This window comes from Erythrobacter sp. NE805, from assembly GCF_046452355.1.
Taxonomy (GTDB): Bacteria; Pseudomonadota; Alphaproteobacteria; order Sphingomonadales; family Sphingomonadaceae; genus Erythrobacter.
The window spans coordinates 292,230-310,323 of sequence record NZ_JBKFDI010000002.1; the positions used below are offsets into that span (position 1 = coordinate 292,230).

An 18,094-nucleotide genomic window follows, 5' to 3' on the forward strand; every position below is an offset into this window, starting at 1 on the left:
CCGCCTCGCCAAGCGGGGGAGGGGTGGGTATAGCCGGCGCCGTGATGCTCCCGACGCTGAAGCCCCTGATTGCCCTTGCCGCCCTGCTCTCCCTCGCGCTCCCGGCGCAGGCGAGCGTGCCCGATCCGGGGCGGGTGGTCCCCGCGATCCCGACCGCGCTCGAGGCCCCGGTCGCGCTGCTCGTCGATCTCGGCACCGGGCAGGTGCTCCACGCCCGCAACCCCGACCGGCGCTTCATGCCCGCCTCGGTGACCAAGGTGATGACGCTCTACCTCGCCTTCGAGCTGATGAAGGCGGGGCGCCTCCACCCCGACCAGGTCTTCGAGGTGCGCCCCGAAGTCGCGCGCGACTGGCGGCGCAAGGGCTCGACGATGTTCCTCGATGCGGGCGAAAGGGTACGGGTCGAGGACCTGCTGCTCGGCATCGCCAATGTCTCCGCGAACGACGGCGCGGCGGTGCTGGGGGACGGGCAGGCGGGCTCGGTTGCGGCCTGGACCGCGGCGATGAACCGCACCGCCTGGGGGCTCGGCATGACCGGGAGCCACTTCCACTCGCCCAACGGCTTTCCCGACGAGGGCCGGACCTTCACCACCGCGAGCGACCTCGTAACGCTCGCCCGGGCGCTGATCACCCGCCATCCGGACGAGTTCGGCTACTACATCGGCCGGATGGGGTTCGATTACAAAGGGATCGCGCAGGCCAACCACGACCCGATGATCGGCCGCGTGCCCGGGGCGGACGGGATCAAGACCGGCTTCACCAACGAATCCGGCTTCTCCTACCTCGGCACCGCGCGCCGAAATGGGCAGCGGCTGGTGCTGGTGCTGGCTGGCGTGGAGAACGGGCGGCTGCGCGCCAAGCTCGCCAAGGCCTATGTCGAGTGGGGCTTCGCCGCCTTCGACCGCCGCCAGCTCTTCGCGCCCGGCGCGGTGATCGGCGAGGCGCGGGTGCAGGACGGCGGGACGCGCCATGTCGCGCTCAAGGCGGCGGGGCCGGTCACCATCGATCTGCCCAAGGGCGCCACGCCGAGCCTCACCGCGACGATCCGCTACGAGGGCCCGCTGCGCGCCCCGCTTGCCGCCGGGCAGGAGGTGGCGGTGCTCGAGGTGACCGCGCCCGGCGTCTCCCCGGCGCGCATCCCGCTCTACGCCGCCGAGGCGGTCGCGACCGCGGGGCCGCTCGACCGCATCGTCAACGCCGTGGCGGGGCTGTTCTCGTGAGCCTCGCGCAGGGCCGCTTCATCGCCTTCGAGGGCGGGGAGGGTGCGGGCAAGTCGACCCAGGCGCGCCTCCTCGCCGAGGCGCTGCGCGCGCGCGGGCTCGGCGTCGTCGTTACCCGCGAGCCCGGCGGCACGCCCGGCGCCGAAGCGATCCGCAGCCTGCTGCTCCATCCCCCCGGCGAGGCGGGCTGGACGCCTGAGGCCGAGGCGCTGCTCTTCGCAGCCGCCCGCGCCGATCATGTCGCCCGCCTGATCCGCCCGACGCTCGCCCGCGGGGAATGGGTGATCTGCGACCGCTTCGTCGATTCGAGCCGCGCCTATCAGGGCGGGGCGGGGGGCCTCGGCGACGCCGCCGTCACCGCGCTCCACGCCTTCGGCAGCGATGGCCTCAGGCCCGACCGGGTGATCCTCCTCGAAGCCGAGGAGGCCGCGCTCGCGGGCCGGCTCTCGGCGCGGGGCGCGGCGGCCGACGCCATCGAGGGGCGCTCCGCCGCCTATCACCGCGCCGTCGCCGCCGCCTTCCACGCGCTCGCCGAAGCGGACCCGCAGGGCTTCGCGCGGATCGACGCTCTCGGCTCGCCTGAGGAGGTCCACGCCCGCATCCTCGCCGCCATCGCGGACCTGATCCCGTGACGCGCTGGCCCAACCATGCCGAGGCATGGCGCGCCTGGCGCGATGCGCTCGCAGGCGAGCGGATGCACCACGGATGGCTGCTCGCGGGCAAGGCGGGTCTCGGCAAGCGCGACTTCGCCCTCGCCGCCGCGCGCGAGCTGGTCGCCGAGCCGGGCGTCCCCCAGCCCGCGGGCGATCACCCCGACATCATCATCCTCACCTATGGCCCCAAGGACGAGAAGGCCGAGAAGGCACAGGCCGACGGCAAGCCCTTCGAGCTCGCCCGCTCGATCCGCATCAAGCAGATCCGCGCGATGCAGAAGCGGCTCGTCACCCGCCCGACGCTGGGGAGCCGCCGCGCAATCATCATCGATCCCGCCGACGACATGGAGAAATCGGCCGCCAACGCGCTCTTGAAGAGCCTCGAGGAGCCGCCCGCGGGCACCTTCTTCCTGCTCGTCACCCACCGCCCGGCGCGGCTCCTGCCGACGATCCGCTCGCGCTGCCGCACGCTGCGCTTCCCGGTGCTGAGCGACGATCAGCTCGCCCGGATGCTCGAGGAGGAGGGGGTGGTGCCCGACATCCAGGCGATTGCCGCCGCCGAGGGCTCCTTCGGCGCGGCGCTGCGCTTTGCCGAGCTCGACCTCGCGCCGATCGCGCGGGTCATTGCCGGGCTGCTCGCGAGCGGGGACAGCGGGATGACCGGGCGCGGCGAACTCGCCCGGCTGATCGGTCCGCGCGCCGAGCGCGAGCGGATGCAGGCGGTGCTCGAACTCGCCCAGTCGCTCACCGCCCGCGCCGCGCGCACGACCGAGGATCCGGAGCGGCGCCTCCGGCTGATCGATACCCATGCTGCGCTGGTGCAGCTCGCCGCCGAGGCCCCGACGGCCAATTTCGACCCCGGCATGCTCCCCTTCGAGATCGGCACCTTGCTTGTCGCCGCCGCCCCGGCTAGCGAACCGGCCCATGGCTGACCCCTTCTATATCACCACCGCCATCAGCTACCCCAATGGCAGGCCCCACATCGGCCACGCCTACGAGGCGATCGCCGCCGACGTGATCGCGCGCTTCCAGCGCCTCCGCGGCCGCCGCGTGCGGTTCCAGACCGGCACCGATGAACACGGCCTCAAGATGGCCCGCAAGGCCGAGGAACAGGGTCGCACCCCCGCCGATCTCGCGGATGAAATGTCCGGGTATTTTAGAGCGATGTGCGACGCTCTGAACGTGTCCTATGACCGTTTCATCCGCACCTCCGAGCCGGACCACCACCGCGCCAGCGAGGCAATCTGGCAGGCGATGGAGGCCGCCGGCGACCTCTATCTCGACCGCTACGAGGGCTGGTACTCGGTGCGCGACGAGGCCTATTACGACGAGAGCGAACTCGCCCTCGGCGAGGGGGGCGAGAAGCTCTCCCCGCAGGGCACCCCGGTGGAGTGGACGATCGAGGAGAGCTGGTTCTTCCGGCTTTCGAAGTATCAGGACCAACTGCTTGACTTGCTGAAGAGCCCCGGCTTCCTGGAGCCGGCGAGCCGCCGCAACGAGATGATCGCTTTCGTCGAGCAGGGCCTGCGCGACCTCTCGGTCAGCCGCACCTCCTTCGACTGGGGGGTGAAGGTGCCCGGCAGCGAGGGGCACGTCATGTATGTCTGGGTCGACGCGCTCACCAACTACCTGACCGGGCTCGGCTATCCCGAAGACATGGGCGACCTGTGGCCGGCGAGCCTGCACCTCATCGGCAAGGACATCGTGCGCTTCCACACGATCTACTGGCCGGCCTTCCTGATGAGCGCCAATCTGCCGCTCCCCAAGCGGGTGTTCGGGCATGGGTTCCTGCTCAATCGCGGGCAGAAGGAATCGAAGTCGCTCGGTAACGTCACCGACCCGCTCGACCTTGCGGAACGCTTCGGCGTAGATGCCCTGCGCTACTTCCTGCTGCGCGAGGTCGCCTTCGGACAGGATGGCAGCTATTCACCCGAAGCCATTGTTCTGCGAGCCAATGCCGAGCTTGCTAACTCCTTCGGCAACCTCGCGCAGCGCACCCTGTCGATGATCGCGAAGAACATGGACGGAAAACTCGAGGCCTTCGAACAGGCCGAGGCAGACGCGGCGCTCCTCGCGCAGGTCCGCAAGGCCTGCGCCGAGGAACTGGTGGGCGAATTCGAGGAGCTTGCCTTCTCGACCGGGATCGAGGCCTGGATGCGCGCGGTCTATGCCTGCAATCAGTATGTCGACGAGCAGGCGCCCTGGGGCCTCAAGAAGACCGATCCCGAGCGGATGAAGGCGGTGCTCCAGACGCTGTTCATGGCGCTGCGCGACCTTGCCATCGCCATCCAGCCCGTGATCCCGGCCAAGGCCGCGGCGCTGCTCGACCAGCTCGGAATTCCCGAGGGCGAGCGCGGCTATGCGGCCATCGCCGACAGCGAGTGGTTCAACCGCCTCGTCGCCGACAGCTTCACCGTCGCGCCGCCGACCCCGCTCTTCCCTCGGCTCGAGCTGCCCGCCGAAGAGGCCGCCTGATGCTGGTCGATAGCCACTGCCACCTCGAGTACAAGGGCCTCGTCGAGGACCGTGAGGGCGTGCTCGAGCGCGCGCGGGCAGCGGGGGTGGGAGCCTTTCTCAACATTTCGACCCGCCAGTCCGAGTGGGAGCAGGTGGTCGGCACAGCCGCGCGCGAGAGCGACGTCTTCGCCAGCGTCGGCATCCACCCGCACGAGGCGGACGCCCATCAGGACCTCGGCCGCGCCGCGCTGCTCGAGGCGACGCGCCACCCCAAGGTGATCGCGATCGGCGAGACGGGGCTCGACTACTATTACGACAAGTCGGATCGCGAGGCGCAGAAGTCGCTGTTCCGGATGCATATCGACGTCGCGCGCGAGACGCAGCTGCCGCTCGTCATCCACACCCGCGACGCCGAGGAGGACACGCACGCCATCCTCGCCGAGGCGATGGGGAAGGGGGCCTTTCCCGCGCTGATCCACTGCTTCACCGCCTCGGCGGACTTCGCCGACAAGGTGCTGGCGCTGGGGCTGACGATCTCGCTCTCGGGGATCGTCACCTTCAAGAACGCCAAGGAGCTGCAGGAAGTCGCGAAGATCATTCCCGAGGACAAGCTGCTGGTCGAGACCGACAGCCCGTTCCTTGCCCCCGTCCCGCATCGGGGGAGGGTGTGCGAGCCAGCCTATGTCGCCGACACCGCCGCCTTCGTAGCGGGTTTGCGCGGAACGGATGTGGAACATCTGGAGCGGGTCACCACCGCCAATTTCCTCAACCTTTTCACCAAGGCGCGCCCGTGAAGCTGGTGATGCTCGGCTCGGGCACCTCGACCGGGGTGCCGCGGCTGGGCGGGCCCGACGGCGCGGGCGACTGGGGCGACTGCGACCCGGCCGAGCCGCGGAACCGCCGCACGCGGGTCTCGATCATGGTCGAGAGCGACGAAGGCAAGCGGCTGCTGGTCGACACCTCGAGCGATTGCCGCGCGCAGCTGCTCGCGAACCGCATCGGGCATATCGACGCGGTGTTCTGGACGCACGACCATGCCGATCACTGCCACGGCATCGACGATCTGAGGGTGCTGCGCTACGGGCGCGGCGGGCCGATCCCGGGCTTCGCGGCGACCGAGACGGTGCGGCGGTTACGACAGCGCTTCGGATATGTCTTCGCCGGGCAGGACGGCTATCCGACGATCTGCACGCTCGACACATTGGATCGGCTGCGGATGATCGCGGGCTTCGGGGTCGACTGGTGCCAGATGGCGCACGGACCCGGGGAGACCACCGCCTATCGCTTCGAAGCCGATGGGAAGAGCATCGGCTATGCCACCGATTTCAGTGCGATATCCGACGAGATGGTCGATCTGTTCCATAAGGTCGACATCCTCGTCAGTGACTGCCTGCGCCGCGAGCCGCATCCGACCCATGCGCATCTCGGCATGGCGATCGAGCTCGGAGAGCGGAGCCGCGCGGGCCGCGTTGTGCTGAGCCATCTCGACAAGAGCATGGACTACGGCGCGCTGTGCGCCGAGGTGCCGGACTTCGTCACCGTGGGATATGACGGGTTGGAGCTGGTCGCATGAATGCCGACCTGGTGCTGCCGGTGATCGCGGGCCTCGGCTGGCTGGTGATCGCCGGCAGCGCGGTCGCGTCCTTCCGGCTCGGGTGGAGCCAGATGCTGAAGATGGGGCTGATCTGGCTCGCGATCTTCCTCGGGCTCTATGTCCTCGTCGCATGGTTCCAGGTGGCGCAGGGCACCGCCGCGGCGCTGCTCTAGATTTTACATAATATATATTATCCATCTTGAGGATCGGATGAGCGACAACCCTGACCAGTCCCCTATCGACCGTCTGATCGCGATCATGGCCCGATTGCGCGATCCGGAGCGCGGCTGCGAATGGGATCTCGCGCAGGATTTCGCGACCATTGCGCCTTACACGATCGAGGAAGCCTACGAGGTCGCCGACGCGATCGCGCGCGGCGACATGGCCGAGCTCAAGGGAGAACTCGGCGACCTCCTGCTTCAAGTCGTCTTCCACGCGCGCATGGCCGAGGAAGCCGGCCACTTCGCCTTCGCCGAGGTCGCCGACGCGATTGCCGACAAGATGGAGGCGCGCCACCCGCACATCTTCGCTGCTGCCGGCGGGACGATGGACGAGACGCGCTGGGAAGACCTCAAGGCCGAGGAGCGCGCCGCCAAGGGCGTGACCAGCGCGCTCGACGGCGTGGCGCTCGCGCTGCCGGCGCTGATGCGCGCCGAGAAGCTCCAGAAGCGCGCGGCGCGCACCGGCTTTGACTGGCCCGATCCCTCGGGCTCCGAGGCGAAGATCGCCGAGGAGATCACCGAGCTGAAGACCGCGCCTTCCGATGAGGCCCGCGTCGAGGAAGCCGGCGACCTCATCTTCGCGGTCGTCAACTTCGTCCGCGCCCACGGGATCAGCGCCGAGGAGGCCCTGCGTGCCGCCAACCTCAAGTTCGAGCGGCGCTTCCGGGCGATGGAGGCCCTCGCCGGGCCGGAGCACTTCGCCACACTCTCGCTGGAGGCCCAGGAGGAGCTCTGGCAGCAGGTCAAGAAAGCCTGACAAGCCTCAGACAAGGCTCGCGAACTGCCCCAGCTCCTTGGGATTTAGCCGCACCGTCAGCCGCCGCAACGGGCCGCCGTCGCCCTCGCCCGCATCCTCCTCGCCGAGCACATCGCCGTGCGCGTGGAGCCAGGCGATGCGCCGCCCGTCGCTGACCGGGAGGATGAAGCTCACCTCTTGCGCGCCGCCGGTGAGCAGGCGCGCGAGCTCGGCCTCGAGGAGATCCACCCCCTCCCCCGTCGCCGCGGACAGGATCACGGCCCCCTGCCCCTCCCCCGCCTCGCGCAATTCTGCAAGGCTTTCAGCGCTCAAAAGGTCGCACTTGTTCCAGACTTCGAGGATCGGGATCGCGCTCGCCCCGGTTTCGGCATCGACCACCTCGAGGTCGGCGAGCACGTCGAGCACCTGCTTCTTCTGCGCGGCGTGCGAGGGGTTCGCCATGTCGCGCACGTGGCAGATCACGTCGGCTGCGGTCACTTCCTCCAGCGTCGCGCGGAAGGCGGCGACGAGCTGGGTCGGCAGGTCCGAAATGAAGCCCACCGTGTCGGAGAGGATCGCCTTCTCCACCCCGGGCAGGCCGATCGCGCGCATCGTCGGATCGAGCGTCGCGAAGAGCAGGTCCTCGGCCATCACCTCGGCCCCGGTCAAGCGGTTGAAGAGCGTCGACTTTCCCGCGTTGGTGTAGCCGACCAGCGCCACCACCGGCCAGGGCGCACGGCCGCGGCGGTCGCGATGGAGCTGGCGGGTCTTCCGCACCTGATCGAGCTCGCGCCGGAGCCGACCCATGCGTTGGCGGATCATCCGGCGGTCGGCCTCTATCTGGGTTTCGCCCGGGCCGCCGAGGAAGCCGAAGCCGCCGCGCTGGCGTTCAAGGTGGGTCCAGCTGCGCACGAGGCGGCTCTGCTGGTAATCGAGATGCGCCAGTTCGACCTGCAAGCGGCCTTCCGCCGTCGCCGCGCGCTCGCCGAAGATTTCGAGGATCAGCCCGGTGCGGTCGATCACCTTGCGCTTGAGCCGGTCCTCGAGGTTGCGCTGCTGGATCGGGGTCAGCGCACCGTCGACGATCACCAGCTCCGCCTCGTGCTGCTCGCACCAGATGCCGATGTTCTCGACCTGGCCCGAGCCGAACAGGGTGTTGGGCTGCATCTGGCGCACCGGCAGGATCGCCGAATGAGCGATGACCACGCCGATCGCGAGCGCCAGCCCCTCGGCCTCGGCGAGGCGCTCGGCCGGGTCGAGATCGTAGCGCAGCGCGCGGATGTCGGGGCACAGGACGATGGCCCGCGCACCGCGGGTCACCTCGTCCTGGAAATCGCTGTCGAAGCTCAGTCGTCTATCCCGTCATGCTCGCCGTCATCCTCGTCGTCGACACTGAGGTCGACCGGCGAGGCAGGCTGGATGGTCGAGACGGCGTGCTTGTAGGCAAGCTGCACTGCGCCGTCGCGTTCGAGCAGCATACAGAACAGGTCATAGGCGGCAATGCGCCCCTGGAGCATCACGCCGTTCACCAGGAACATCGTGACCTGAACCTCGGCCTCGGCAACGCGGCTCAGGAACACGTCCTGGAGGAGCTTCTGCTTGCGTCCGCCCGACTGGCTGCCGAACTGCGCCGGGTCTAGCGACTGGCCGGGCATGATGGTGCTGATCGCGTGCTTGTAGACGAGCTGCGACTGGCCGTCGCGGCGCAGCAGGATCGAGAAATTGTCGAACCAGGTGACGATGCCCTGCAGCTTGACGCCCTTCACCAGGAACATGGTGACGGGAATCTTGTTCTTGCGCAGCAGGTTGAGGAAGGCGTCCTGGAGATTGCCGGGCCGGGTCGCGGTGGTGCCGCCGGACTTGGCTTCCGCCTCGCTGCGCGCCTCGCTGGGCGGGGCGGCGCGCTTGATCGGACGCGGAGAGAGCGTTCGCCCGCTGGACATGGTCGTGGCTCCTTGTTCTTGGCGGCCGCTTTGTGCGGTCCGCGGGGTATGAGGCTGCCGCGAAACGCGAAGGCGGCGACCGTGCACTGGTTCATAATGGCGACTGCACCGCCGCCCGACAAGGCTTGATTTGACGCAAATTTCCGGGGCCGGCCCGGCGCGTTCACTCCTCGTCGTCGCGGCGGTCGGCCATGCCGAGCAGCTTGAGCTTCCGATGCAGCGCGGAACGCTCCATGCCGATGAAGCTCGCGGTCTTGGAGATGTTGCCCGAGAAGCGGCGGATCTGGATCGAGAGATATTCCCGTTCGAAGCTGACCCGCGCCTCGCGGAGCGGCACGCCCATGATCGCCGAGAGGCTGTCGCTGGCGAGCCCGATCTGCCCGCCGACGATCTCCGGCGGGAGCATGTCGGGCTCGACAGTGCCGAGCCGCTCGCGCGGCGTCATGATGATCGTGCGCTCCACCACATTGCGCAATTGGCGCACATTGCCCGGCCAATCATAGGCCTGGAGCGCCGCCATCGCCTCGGCCGCGATCTCCGGCGGCGCAAGGCCCTGGTCGTTCGAGTAGCGGGTGAAGAAATGCTCTGCGAGCGCAGGGATGTCCTCGCGCCGCTGGGCGAGCGAGGGGATCGTCACCGGCACCACGTTGAGGCGGTAGAACAGGTCCTCGCGAAAGCGCTTCTCGGCCATCTCCACCGTGAGGTCGCGGGTGGTCGAGGAGACGACCCGCACGTCGACCCCGATCTGCCGCGTGCCCCCGACGCGCACGAAGCTCTGGTCGGTGAGCACCCTCAGGATGCGCGCCTGGGTGGAGAGCGGCATGTCGGCGATCTCGTCGAGATAGAGCGTGCCTCCGTCGGCCATCTCGAGGAGGCCGGGGCGCACCTGCTTGCCGTTCACTTCCTCGCCGAACAGCTCCTGCTCGAAACGCTCGGGCGTGATCCGTGCCGAGTTGACGAGCACGAAGGCTCCGTTGGCGCGCGCGCTCCAGGCGTGGAGCAGGCGCGCGGCGACCTCCTTGCCCGCGCCCGCAGGTCCCGAGATGAGCACGCGGCTGCCGGTGCTGGCGACCCGCTTCAGGGTTGCGCGCACGGCGTTGATCGCGGGCGAGTTGCCGGTGAACTCGGCGCTGCCCCAGCTCCCTTCGCGCAGGCGCGAGTTCTCGCGCCGCAGCCGCTCGGTTTCGGTGGCGCGTTCGACCAGCAAGAGGAGGCGCTCGGCCTCGAAGGGCTTCTCGATGAAGTCCATCGCCCCGCGCCCGACCGCCGCGACCGCGGTGTCGATGTTGCCGTGGCCCGAGAAGATGATGACGGGAAGGTTCGGCTCGCGCGCCTTGATCGCGTCGAGCAGCTCGAGCCCGTCCATCTGGCTGCCGTGCAGCCAGACGTCGAGCAGCACGAGCGAGGGGCGACGCTCGTCGATCGCCGCGAGCGCCTCGGTGCTGTCGGCGGCGGTGCGGCAGGCATAGCCCTCGTCGCCGAGCACGCCGGCCACCAGTTCGCGGATGTCGCGCTCGTCGTCGACGATCAGGATTTCGAGAGCCATCGGGCAGGTCCTTCGGCGGGAGGCAGGGGGAGAGACGGGTTCATGCGCCCTCGCCCTCGACAGGGAGAGGATCGCGGGCGAAGCGCAGGGTGACGCGGGTGCCGCCGCTGGGCGCGCTGGCGAAGCTCATGTCGCCGCCGTGCTCGTCGACGATCTTGTTGACGATCGCGAGGCCGAGGCCGGTGCCCTTCTCGCGGGTGGTGACATAGGGCTGGGTGAGCCGCTCCGGATTGGCGGGAAGGCCGACGCCGTTGTCCTCGACGGTGATGACGATCGCCTCGCCGTCATCGCTGACGGTGACGCCGATGGTGCCGGCGAAGGCGCCCTTCGCCTCGAGCGCCCTCGCCTCGACCGCCTCGACCGCGTTCTTGAGCACGTTGGTCATCGCCTGTCCGAACTGGTGACGGTCGCAGCGCACCTCGCGGTCGGCAAGGTCGCTGGAATCGACGGAGAAGGCGATCCCCTGGTGGGCGACTTCCTGCAGGAACACCGCCTGCCGGACGAGGTCGAGCGCGTCCTCGTCGCGGAACACCGGCTTGGGGAGGCGCGCGAAGGAAGAGAACTCGTCGACCATCGTCCTGAGGTCCCCGACCTGTCGGACGATGGTGCTGGTCAGGTCGTCGAACAGGTCCCGGTCCTCTTCGCCGACCTGCTTGCGGTAGCGCCGCTTCAGCCGCTCGGTGGCAAGCTGGATCGGGGTGAGCGGGTTCTTGATCTCGTGGGCGATCCGCCGCGCGACGTCGGACCACGCCGCCTGGCGCTGGTCGAGCAGCTGACGGGTGATGTCCTCGAAGGTGATGACGTGGCCGCTCTTGCCCGGCGCGACCTTGACCGCGAGGGTGAGGAGCTCGGTGCCCTTGGCATGGGTGACGACGGCGCGCTCCTTGCCCTCGGCGATGACCCGCGCGAGCTCGCTCGAGACCGCGACGAGCGACTGGCCGGTGAGCGGCGGCGCGCCGGGCGGGGCGAGCAGCGCCTGCGCGGAGGAGTTCATCAGCGTCACAATGGTCTCGGCATCGACCGAGACGACCCCGGCGGTGACGGATTCGAGCACCGCCTCGGTGAAGGCGCGGCGGTCGTCGATCTGGCGGTTGGCGCTGACCAGCGCCTGGGTCTGCTTCTCGAGCTGCGCGGTCATGCGGTTGAAGGCGCGGTTGAGGAGCCCGATCTCGTCCGCCCCGGTGCGCCCTTCCAGTCGCAGGGCGAAGTTCCCCTGCCCCACCTTGCGCGCCGCCCCCACCAGCGCGGTCAGCGGCTCGACCTGGCGATCGGCGAAACGCAGGCCGAACCAGATCGCGAGGCTCACCAGCAGCAGGCTGACCCCGACGAGCGCGATGTTGAAACGCAGCTGGAGCGTGCGCGCGCTTCCCGTCAGCCGGTCGTAGGCGGTGACGATCGACTGCGCGCGCGACCACGAGTTGAACATCGACTCCTCGGTGGTGCGCGCGTTGTAGAGGTAGATGCCCGACTGCGCGTCGATCGGCACCAGCGCCTCGATCCGTTCCGGACTGCCCACCACCACCGCCGGGTCGCCGCGATCGAGCCGGGGCACCGCCTCGCGGCTGAACTGGAGGTGCCCGGTGTCCTGCGGCAGATTGAAGGCGAAGGCGGTCCGGAACGAGCCGTCCGACATGCGCTGGAGGATCGCGCTCTCGGAGATCTCGCGGCCCTGCGCCTGGTAGAGGTAGAAATCGGGGAAATCGGGATCGGTGATCGGCACCCGCACCAGCGTGTCGCGCATGTCGGCGGCCATGATGATCGAGTTCTGCTCGACGTCGCGCTGGTTGGCATCGTAGTAGTTCTTGGCGAGCGCATTGGCGTTCTCCATCAGCCCGCGGGATTCGTCGGAGAACCAGAAGTCGACCCCGGTCTGGAACAGGAAGGCGGCAAACCCGGCGACGAGCAACGTCGGCACCGCGGCGACCATCGAGAAGAAGAACACGAGACGCACGTGGAGCCGCGCGGTGCTGCCCGCCGCGCGGCGCAGCGCGAGGCGGCGGCCGATCAGCACCAGCAGCATCATCGCGGGGACCAGCGTCGCCATCAGCAGCGCCGAGACCTGCATCGTCGGCAGAAGGTCGTCGGGCGCTCCGGTGCGGCTGTAGGCCGACCAGGTCGCGATGATCGCCGCGACCAGCGCGACGACCGCGAGGCCTTCGAGCCACAGGAAGATGTTCGCCCGCCGCGCCGCCAGCACGAAACGCCGCCACCAGCGCGGCGGCTGACGGGGAACGAGGTTCGCGGTGCGGGGCGGGGATTGCTCCATCGTTGCCGCTTTACAACAACGGTGTGGCAGTTTTGCAAGGGCAATCTGACGAAGGCCCTGTGCGATTGCGCCGTCAGGAGGCCGAGAAGCGGTCGGGCTCCAGCCCGAGCTCGCCGATGCGCTTCCTCAGGGTGTTGCGGTTGATCCCGAGCAACTGGGCCGCGCGCAGCTGGTTCCCGCCGGTGCGGCCCAGCGCATATTCGATGAGCGGCTTCTCGAAAGCCGCCAGCGCACGGTGGTAGAGCGCGCCCGGCGGCGGGCTCTCGGCGGCGAGCCAACCGGCGAGCGCCGCGCCGAAGCCCGCCTGCCCCTCGCCGGCCGGGACGGCGGAAAGGGTGACCTCGGGCCCGATGATGTCGCCCACCGCGTCGGCGTCGATCCGCTCCTCGCGCGCCATCAGGGCGAGGCGATAGACGACATTGCGCAGCTCGCGCACGTTGCCGCGCCAGCTGCGCACCTCGAGCCGCTCGATCGCCTCTGGGGTGAGCACGCGGCGCGGCAACCCGTCCTCCGCGGCGAGCACCAGGAAGTGCTGGGCGAGCGCGGCGATGTCCTCGCGCCGCTCGCGCAAGGGCGGGAGCACGATGGGCACGACGTTGAGACGGTAGAACAGGTCCTCGCGGAAGGTCCCCGCGGCGATCATCGGCGTGAGGTCGCGGTTGGTCGCCGCGATGATCCGCACGTTCACCGCGATCTCCTGCCGTCCGCCGACGCGCCGGATGCGCCCCGATTGCAGCGCCCTCAGCAGCCGGGTCTGCGCCTCGGCGGGCATGTCGCCGATCTCGTCGAGGAACAGCGTCCCGCCATTGGCCTGCTCGAACTTGCCTATCGCCTGGGCGATGGCGCCGGTGAAGGCGCCCTTCTCGTGGCCGAACAGCTCGCTCTCGACGAGGTCGGCGGGGATCGCGGCGGTGTTGACCGCGACGAAGGGCCCGGTGCGCCGGTTGCCGAGCTCGTGGATCGCCTCGGCGACGAGCTCCTTGCCGGTCCCGCTCTCGCCGGTGACAAGCACGGTGAGATCGTTGCGCAGCACGCGCGTGATCATCCTGTAGACGCCCTGCATTGCCGGGCTGCGCCCGACCAGCGGCATCTTCTCGCCCTCGCCCCCCGCGAGCGCCGCGCCGCCCTCGTCGCTCGAGGGTGCGCGCGCGCCCGCCGCCTGGCGCACGGCGTGGACCAGCTCGTCGAGGTCGAAGGGCTTGGGGAAATATTCGAAGGCCTCGCTCTCGCTCGCGCGGACCGCGGTATCGAGGGTGTTCTGCGCCGAGAGCACGATCACCGGCATCTCGGGCGCGCGCTCGCGCACCGCGGCGAGGCTGGCAAGGCCGTCGCCGTCCTCGAGGATCACGTCGGTGAGCATCACCGCGAAGCTGCGCCCCGCGAGCTGCCGATCGCGCGCGGCGATGCTGGTGCAATGGGCGATGGCGAAGCCCTCGTCCTCGAGCGCGGCGATGATCACCGTGGCGATCGCGGTGTCGTCCTCGACCAGCAGGATCGGATCGCTGTGCGCGGGCATAGGCTCAGACTGCGTCAGGCGCCTGCGGCAGGTGCAGGCGGAAGTTGGTGAGCCCCTGGCGCTGGTCGCGGTCGTGGCTGACGTTGCCGTTCATGTCGCGCACCAGCTTCCTCACCAGCGACAGGCCGAGGCCCTGCCCCGAGGGCTTGGAGGAGACGAAGGGCTCGAAGACGTGGTCGCGCAGCGCCGGATCGACGCCCGCACCATTGTCGCTGACGGTGATCTCGATCGGCAGCGGCACCGCGCGGCCGTTGCGGATTGCGCTGAAGGCGAGGCCGCTGACGAAGCGGGTCTGGACGACGATCACCCCGCCCTGCTTCCCCCCGGCGTTGGCCAGCGCGGCATCGCGGGCGTTGAACACGAGGTTGATGAGCACCTGTTCGAGCGCGTCGCGGTTGGCGAGCACCGGCGGCAGCGAGGGGTCGAACTCCTCGCGGATATCGATCGTCCCGCCCTCGCCGCCTGCCGCGCGCATCGTCGCGACCGCGGCGCGGATCGCCTCGTGCGGGTTGCAGGCATCGACCGGGCCGGGCCGGGTGCTGCCCAGCTGCTGCATCCGGTCGATCAGCCGCGCGATCCGGTCGACCTCGTCGGTGATCATCCGCGCGAGCTTCTTGTCGGCGTGCGGCAGTTTTCGCGCGGCGAGCTGCCCCGCCCCGCGGATCGCGGCGAGCGGGTTCTTGATCTCGTGCGCGAGCACCGCCGGCGCGCCGAGCATCGCTTCGCCGCCGCCGGGGCCGGCCTCGTCGTGACCGATCTGCGAGAGCGTCACCACCCGCCATCCCGGATAGCCGCCGAGCGGCGAGGCGGTGAGGTTGATGCGCGCCTCCTGCGGGCCGACCCGGACCGTGAGGTCGCGCGCGACCAGCGCCTCGTCGCTCGCGGTGAGGCGCGCCTCGACCCGCGGATCGAGCGGCCCGATGCGCTCGGTGAGCCGGGTGCCGACGAGCCGGCTGGCGCTGGTGCCGAGCAGGTCCTCGGCGGCGTGGTTGACCTCGGCGATGCGCCCTTCAGGGTCGACCAGCACGAGGGCGAAGATCAGCCCGGCGAGCTGCGCGCGCGCGTCCGGGCGGCCCTCGTCGAACCCGCTCGCGGCGCTCGCCACGCCTCAGGCCGCCTGCTGCATGAGAAAGGGGGCGTAAAAGCGCTCGATCTCGCCGAGCACCTCGCCCGCGTCGTCGATGAAGTTGACCCGGTTGCGGAACTCGGCCGAGCCGTGGAGACCCTTGGTGTACCACCCGAGGTGCTTCCTCGCCATCTTGACGCCGGTGTCGCGGCCATAGTGGTCGAGCATCCGGTTGTAGTGCTCGACGACGAGCGCATATTGCTCGTCGATCCCGGGTGCCGGGCGCGCCTCGCCGGTGCGCCACCAGTGCATCACCTGCCCGAGCAGCCACGGCCTGCCATAGGCGCCCCGGCCGATCATCACCCCGTCCGCGCCCGATTGCTCGAGCGCCTTGGCGGCGTCGGCGATGGAGCAGATGTCGCCGTTGACGATAACGGGGATGCCAACCGCCTCCTTGACCTTGCGGACGAAGGCCCAGTCGGCGCTCCCCTTGTACATCTGGTTGCGGGTGCGGCCGTGAACGGTGATCATCTGGACGCCCAGATCCTCGGCGATGCGCGAGAGTTCGGGGGCGTTGAGGCTGTTGTGGTCCCAGCCCATCCGCATCTTGACCGTCACCGGGACCTTCACCGCCTTGACTGTCGCCTCCATCAGGCGGACCGCGAGCGGCACCTCGCGCATCAGCGCGGAGCCGGCGAACTGGCCGACGACCTTGCGCACCGGGCAGCCGAAATTGATGTCGATGATCGCCGCGCCGTTGCCTTCCTGGATCTTCGCCGCCTCGGCCATGCTGGCGGGATCGCAGCCGACGAGCTGCATCGAGACCGGCTCCTCGATCCGATCCCATGCCGTCTTCTGAGTGCTGACGCGGGTCTCGCGGATCGCCGCCTCGCTCGCCACCATCTCGGTGACGTTGAGCCCCGAGCCGTAGCGGCGCACCAAAGTGCGGAACGGCATGTCGGTGACGCCGGTCATCGGCGCGAGCACGACCGGCTCGGCGACCGTGACCGGGCCGATGGCGATCGGCCTGAGGGCCGGCGGAGGGGGAAGCGGGGTCATCGACGCAAAGTTGCCTAAAAATTGAGCATGCGCTTAGTGGATTGCCGAGAGCCCGTCCAGACCCTAAGCGAACGCCCCGATGGACAGCGCCGCTCCCCTTCCCTCCTTTGCCGCGATCGTCGTGGCGGCTGGCAAGGGCTTGCGCGTTGGGGGAGACAGGCCCAAGCAGTTCAGGGACTTGCGCGGCAAACCGGTGATCCGCTGGTCGGTCGAGGCGCTCGCACGCGCGGGTGCCGATCTGCTCGTAGTGGTGATCGCCCCCGATACCCGCGCCGAAGCCGAGGCCGCGCTGGCGGGCATCGCGGGGGTGCGCTTCGTCGACGGCGGCGCGACCCGGCAGGACTCGGTGCGCGCCGGGCTCGAGGCACTCGCCGCGGCCGCGCCCGAGCGTGTGCTGATCCACGACGCCGCCCGCCCCGACCTGCCGCGCGACGTGATCGCCCGGCTGCTCGTTGCCCTCGAGAGCGATCCGGGCGCCATCCCGGTCCTGCCGGTGGTCGACAGCATCGCCCTCGCCGACGCCTCGGAGCGCATGGCCGGCAAGGCGGAGCGGGAGCGCCTGCGCCGCGTCCAGACCCCGCAGGCGTTCCGCTACCCCGCGATCCTCGGCGCCCACCGCGTCTGGCAAGGGCCAACCGATGCGGGTGACGACGCGCAGGTGCTCATGGCACACGGGGGCAGCGTGGCGCTGGTCGCGGGCGACGAGCGCCTCAGGAAGATCACCTTTGCCGAGGACCTCATGGACCAATCCGCCGCACCCGCCTTCCGCATCGGACAGGGCTTCGACGTCCACCGTCTCGAGGCGGGCGAGGAGCTGTGGCTCGGCGGCGTGCTGATCCCCCACGACAAGGGCCTTGCCGGGCATTCCGACGCCGACGTTGCGCTCCACGCGATCACCGATGCGGTGCTCGGCGCGGTCGGCGAAGGCGACATCGGCACGCACTTCCCGCCGAGCGACCCGCAGTGGCGCGGCGCGCGCTCGGGGCGGTTCCTCGAACACGCCGTCACCCTCGCCCGCGCGGCAGGCTACACGATCGCCAATATCGACCTCACCCTCGTCTGCGAGGCTCCGAAGATCGGCCCGCACCGCCCCGCCATGCGCGCCGAGGTGGCCCGGCTGATGGGGGTCGGCGAGGACGCGGTGAGCATCAAGGCCACCACCACCGAGAAACTCGGCTTCACCGGCCGCGGCGAGGGCATCGCCGCACAGGCCATCGTCCTCGTCACCCGCACCGCCTGAGGAGAACCCGCATGACCCGACGCCTGATCGCTCCCGCCCTCGCGCTCGCCGCGCTCGCCTCGGCTCAGGCCGCGCAGGCGCAGCAGCAGGCCTGCGTCGCCCCGGCCGACGTCTCGGACGCGGCGATCTACGCCATGCCGATCATCTTCGACGCGGCGCGCACCACCTGCGCCAATCGCCTCGCGAGGAACGGCTTCATCGCGACCGGCGGCGAGGCCTTCGTGGCGCCGTTCCGCGCCGGGCAGGACAAGGCCTGGCCCGGCGCCTACCGGCTCATCAAGGTGTTCATGGCGCAGAAGGGCGCGGGCGAGGAAGCGGGCGGCGTCGATATCGGCCAGATGCTCGGCGGCATGCCGGAGAGCACGGTCCGCCCCTTCGTCGACGGGCTGCTCGGGCAGATGATCGCCGAGGAGATCAAGCCCGCCGACTGCGGCAAGATCGAGCGCGCGATGGAGCTCAACAGCCCGCTCCCGCGCGAGAATGTCGGCGGGCTCGTCGCCTTCCTGATCGAGATCGCGAAGCTCGACAATCCGCCGGTCTGCGGCGCCGCGCAGCCGCCGCGCGCGGCGAAGTAAGG

Annotated in this window: 17 protein-coding genes; 10 read left to right on the forward strand and 7 right to left on the reverse strand. The window is 69.8% G+C overall.

Annotated elements, in window-relative coordinates; translation table 11 throughout:
• The first annotated feature begins 44 nt into the window (after nucleotides 1-44).
• Genes ACLBKU_RS09365 through mazG form a run of 8 tightly spaced genes read left to right on the forward strand, consistent with a single transcriptional unit; the run spans nucleotide 45 to nucleotide 6,902 of the window.
• Nucleotides 45-1,220 carry a D-alanyl-D-alanine carboxypeptidase family protein gene (locus ACLBKU_RS09365; RefSeq protein WP_410179284.1) on the forward strand — a complete coding sequence of 392 codons (1,176 nt, stop codon included), beginning with the start codon at nucleotides 45-47 and terminating at the stop codon, nucleotides 1,218-1,220.
• On the forward strand, nucleotides 1,217-1,852 hold the full coding sequence (tmk, locus tag ACLBKU_RS09370) for a dTMP kinase (protein ID WP_410179285.1): 636 nt from the start codon (nucleotides 1,217-1,219) through the stop codon (nucleotides 1,850-1,852). The genes ACLBKU_RS09365 and tmk overlap by 4 nt, the downstream gene beginning before the upstream one ends.
• Nucleotides 1,849-2,805: a DNA polymerase III subunit delta' gene (locus ACLBKU_RS09375; RefSeq protein ID WP_410179286.1), complete on the forward strand. Its 957-nt coding sequence runs from the start codon at nucleotides 1,849-1,851 to the stop codon at nucleotides 2,803-2,805. The genes tmk and ACLBKU_RS09375 overlap by 4 nt, the downstream gene beginning before the upstream one ends.
• The gene (gene metG / locus ACLBKU_RS09380) at nucleotides 2,798-4,348 is read left to right on the forward strand and encodes a methionine--tRNA ligase (protein WP_410179287.1); all 1,551 of its coding nucleotides are present in this window, start codon (nucleotides 2,798-2,800) and stop codon (nucleotides 4,346-4,348) included. The genes ACLBKU_RS09375 and metG overlap by 8 nt, the downstream gene beginning before the upstream one ends.
• A complete protein-coding gene (locus tag ACLBKU_RS09385; RefSeq protein WP_410179288.1) occupies nucleotides 4,348-5,124 on the forward strand; it encodes a TatD family hydrolase in 777 nt (258 codons plus the stop codon). Before metG ends, ACLBKU_RS09385 begins: the two co-directional genes overlap by 1 nt.
• Entirely contained in the window at nucleotides 5,121-5,903 is a 783-nt protein-coding gene (locus ACLBKU_RS09390; RefSeq protein WP_410179289.1) for an MBL fold metallo-hydrolase, read from the forward strand. Before ACLBKU_RS09385 ends, ACLBKU_RS09390 begins: the two co-directional genes overlap by 4 nt.
• Nucleotides 5,900-6,097 (forward strand): hypothetical protein, encoded by a 198-nt coding sequence (locus ACLBKU_RS09395; RefSeq protein WP_410179290.1) that lies wholly within the window; start codon nucleotides 5,900-5,902, stop codon nucleotides 6,095-6,097. Before ACLBKU_RS09390 ends, ACLBKU_RS09395 begins: the two co-directional genes overlap by 4 nt.
• A gap of 37 nt (nucleotides 6,098-6,134) precedes the next feature.
• Entirely contained in the window at nucleotides 6,135-6,902 is a 768-nt protein-coding gene (gene mazG, locus ACLBKU_RS09400; RefSeq protein ID WP_410179291.1) for a nucleoside triphosphate pyrophosphohydrolase, read from the forward strand.
• A gap of 6 nt (nucleotides 6,903-6,908) precedes the next feature.
• On the opposite strand, the gene hflX is transcribed toward mazG, so the two are convergent.
• From hflX to dusB, 7 genes are all read right to left on the reverse strand, one after another.
• Nucleotides 6,909-8,201: a GTPase HflX gene (gene hflX / locus ACLBKU_RS09405; RefSeq protein WP_410179292.1), complete on the reverse strand. Its 1,293-nt coding sequence runs from the start codon at nucleotides 8,199-8,201 to the stop codon at nucleotides 6,909-6,911.
• Between the two features lie 26 nt (nucleotides 8,202-8,227).
• On the reverse strand, nucleotides 8,228-8,824 hold the full coding sequence (hfq, locus tag ACLBKU_RS09410; protein WP_410179293.1) for an RNA chaperone Hfq: 597 nt from the start codon (nucleotides 8,822-8,824) through the stop codon (nucleotides 8,228-8,230).
• A gap of 163 nt (nucleotides 8,825-8,987) precedes the next feature.
• Nucleotides 8,988-10,370, reverse strand: coding sequence for a sigma-54-dependent transcriptional regulator (locus ACLBKU_RS09415; protein ID WP_410179294.1), 1,383 nt, complete (start codon nucleotides 10,368-10,370; stop codon nucleotides 8,988-8,990).
• Between the two features lie 40 nt (nucleotides 10,371-10,410).
• Nucleotides 10,411-12,636 (reverse strand): ATP-binding protein, encoded by a 2,226-nt coding sequence (locus tag ACLBKU_RS09420; protein ID WP_410179295.1) that lies wholly within the window; start codon nucleotides 12,634-12,636, stop codon nucleotides 10,411-10,413.
• A 73-nt stretch (nucleotides 12,637-12,709) separates the two neighbouring features.
• Nucleotides 12,710-14,152, reverse strand: a complete 1,443-nt coding sequence (locus tag ACLBKU_RS09425; protein ID WP_410179296.1) for a sigma-54-dependent transcriptional regulator — start codon at nucleotides 14,150-14,152, stop codon at nucleotides 12,710-12,712.
• Nucleotides 14,153-14,156: 4 nt separating this feature from the next.
• A complete protein-coding gene (locus tag ACLBKU_RS09430) occupies nucleotides 14,157-15,257 on the reverse strand; it encodes a two-component system sensor histidine kinase NtrB (RefSeq protein ID WP_410179297.1) in 1,101 nt (366 codons plus the stop codon).
• Between the two features lie 3 nt (nucleotides 15,258-15,260).
• Complete coding sequence (gene dusB / locus ACLBKU_RS09435) at nucleotides 15,261-16,277, reverse strand: tRNA dihydrouridine synthase DusB (RefSeq protein ID WP_410179298.1); 1,017 nt, start codon at nucleotides 16,275-16,277, stop codon at nucleotides 15,261-15,263.
• 79 nt (nucleotides 16,278-16,356) lie between these two features.
• On the opposite strand from dusB, the gene ACLBKU_RS09440 reads away from it, so the two are divergent.
• Together ACLBKU_RS09440 and ACLBKU_RS09445 are read left to right on the forward strand one after the other, a co-directional pair.
• Complete coding sequence (locus tag ACLBKU_RS09440) at nucleotides 16,357-17,517, forward strand: bifunctional 2-C-methyl-D-erythritol 4-phosphate cytidylyltransferase/2-C-methyl-D-erythritol 2,4-cyclodiphosphate synthase (protein WP_410179299.1); 1,161 nt, start codon at nucleotides 16,357-16,359, stop codon at nucleotides 17,515-17,517.
• Nucleotides 17,518-17,528: 11 nt separating this feature from the next.
• A complete protein-coding gene (locus tag ACLBKU_RS09445; RefSeq protein WP_410179300.1) occupies nucleotides 17,529-18,092 on the forward strand; it encodes a hypothetical protein in 564 nt (187 codons plus the stop codon).
• Nucleotides 18,093-18,094 lie beyond the last annotated feature (2 nt).

Excerpts from the sequence above, each read along its gene's own strand:
- mazG (WP_410179291.1), top strand. The coding sequence starts at position 6,135 with ATGAGCGACAACCCTGACCAGTCCCCTATCGACCGTCTGATCGCGATC.
- ACLBKU_RS09395 (WP_410179290.1), top strand. The coding sequence starts at position 5,900 with ATGAATGCCGACCTGGTGCTGCCGGTGATCGCGGGCCTCGGCTGGCTG.
- hfq (WP_410179293.1), bottom strand. The coding sequence starts at position 8,824 with ATGTCCAGCGGGCGAACGCTCTCTCCGCGTCCGATCAAGCGCGCCGCC.
- ACLBKU_RS09440 (WP_410179299.1), top strand. The coding sequence starts at position 16,357 with ATGGACAGCGCCGCTCCCCTTCCCTCCTTTGCCGCGATCGTCGTGGCG.
- ACLBKU_RS09415 (WP_410179294.1), bottom strand. The coding sequence starts at position 10,370 with ATGGCTCTCGAAATCCTGATCGTCGACGACGAGCGCGACATCCGCGAA.
- ACLBKU_RS09385 (WP_410179288.1), top strand. The coding sequence starts at position 4,348 with ATGCTGGTCGATAGCCACTGCCACCTCGAGTACAAGGGCCTCGTCGAG.
- ACLBKU_RS09445 (WP_410179300.1), top strand. The coding sequence starts at position 17,529 with ATGACCCGACGCCTGATCGCTCCCGCCCTCGCGCTCGCCGCGCTCGCC.
- ACLBKU_RS09420 (WP_410179295.1), bottom strand. The coding sequence starts at position 12,636 with ATGGAGCAATCCCCGCCCCGCACCGCGAACCTCGTTCCCCGTCAGCCG.
- metG (WP_410179287.1), top strand. The coding sequence starts at position 2,798 with ATGGCTGACCCCTTCTATATCACCACCGCCATCAGCTACCCCAATGGC.
- dusB (WP_410179298.1), bottom strand. The coding sequence starts at position 16,277 with ATGACCCCGCTTCCCCCTCCGCCGGCCCTCAGGCCGATCGCCATCGGC.
- ACLBKU_RS09365 (WP_410179284.1), top strand. The coding sequence starts at position 45 with ATGCTCCCGACGCTGAAGCCCCTGATTGCCCTTGCCGCCCTGCTCTCC.
- ACLBKU_RS09425 (WP_410179296.1), bottom strand. The coding sequence starts at position 14,152 with ATGCCCGCGCACAGCGATCCGATCCTGCTGGTCGAGGACGACACCGCG.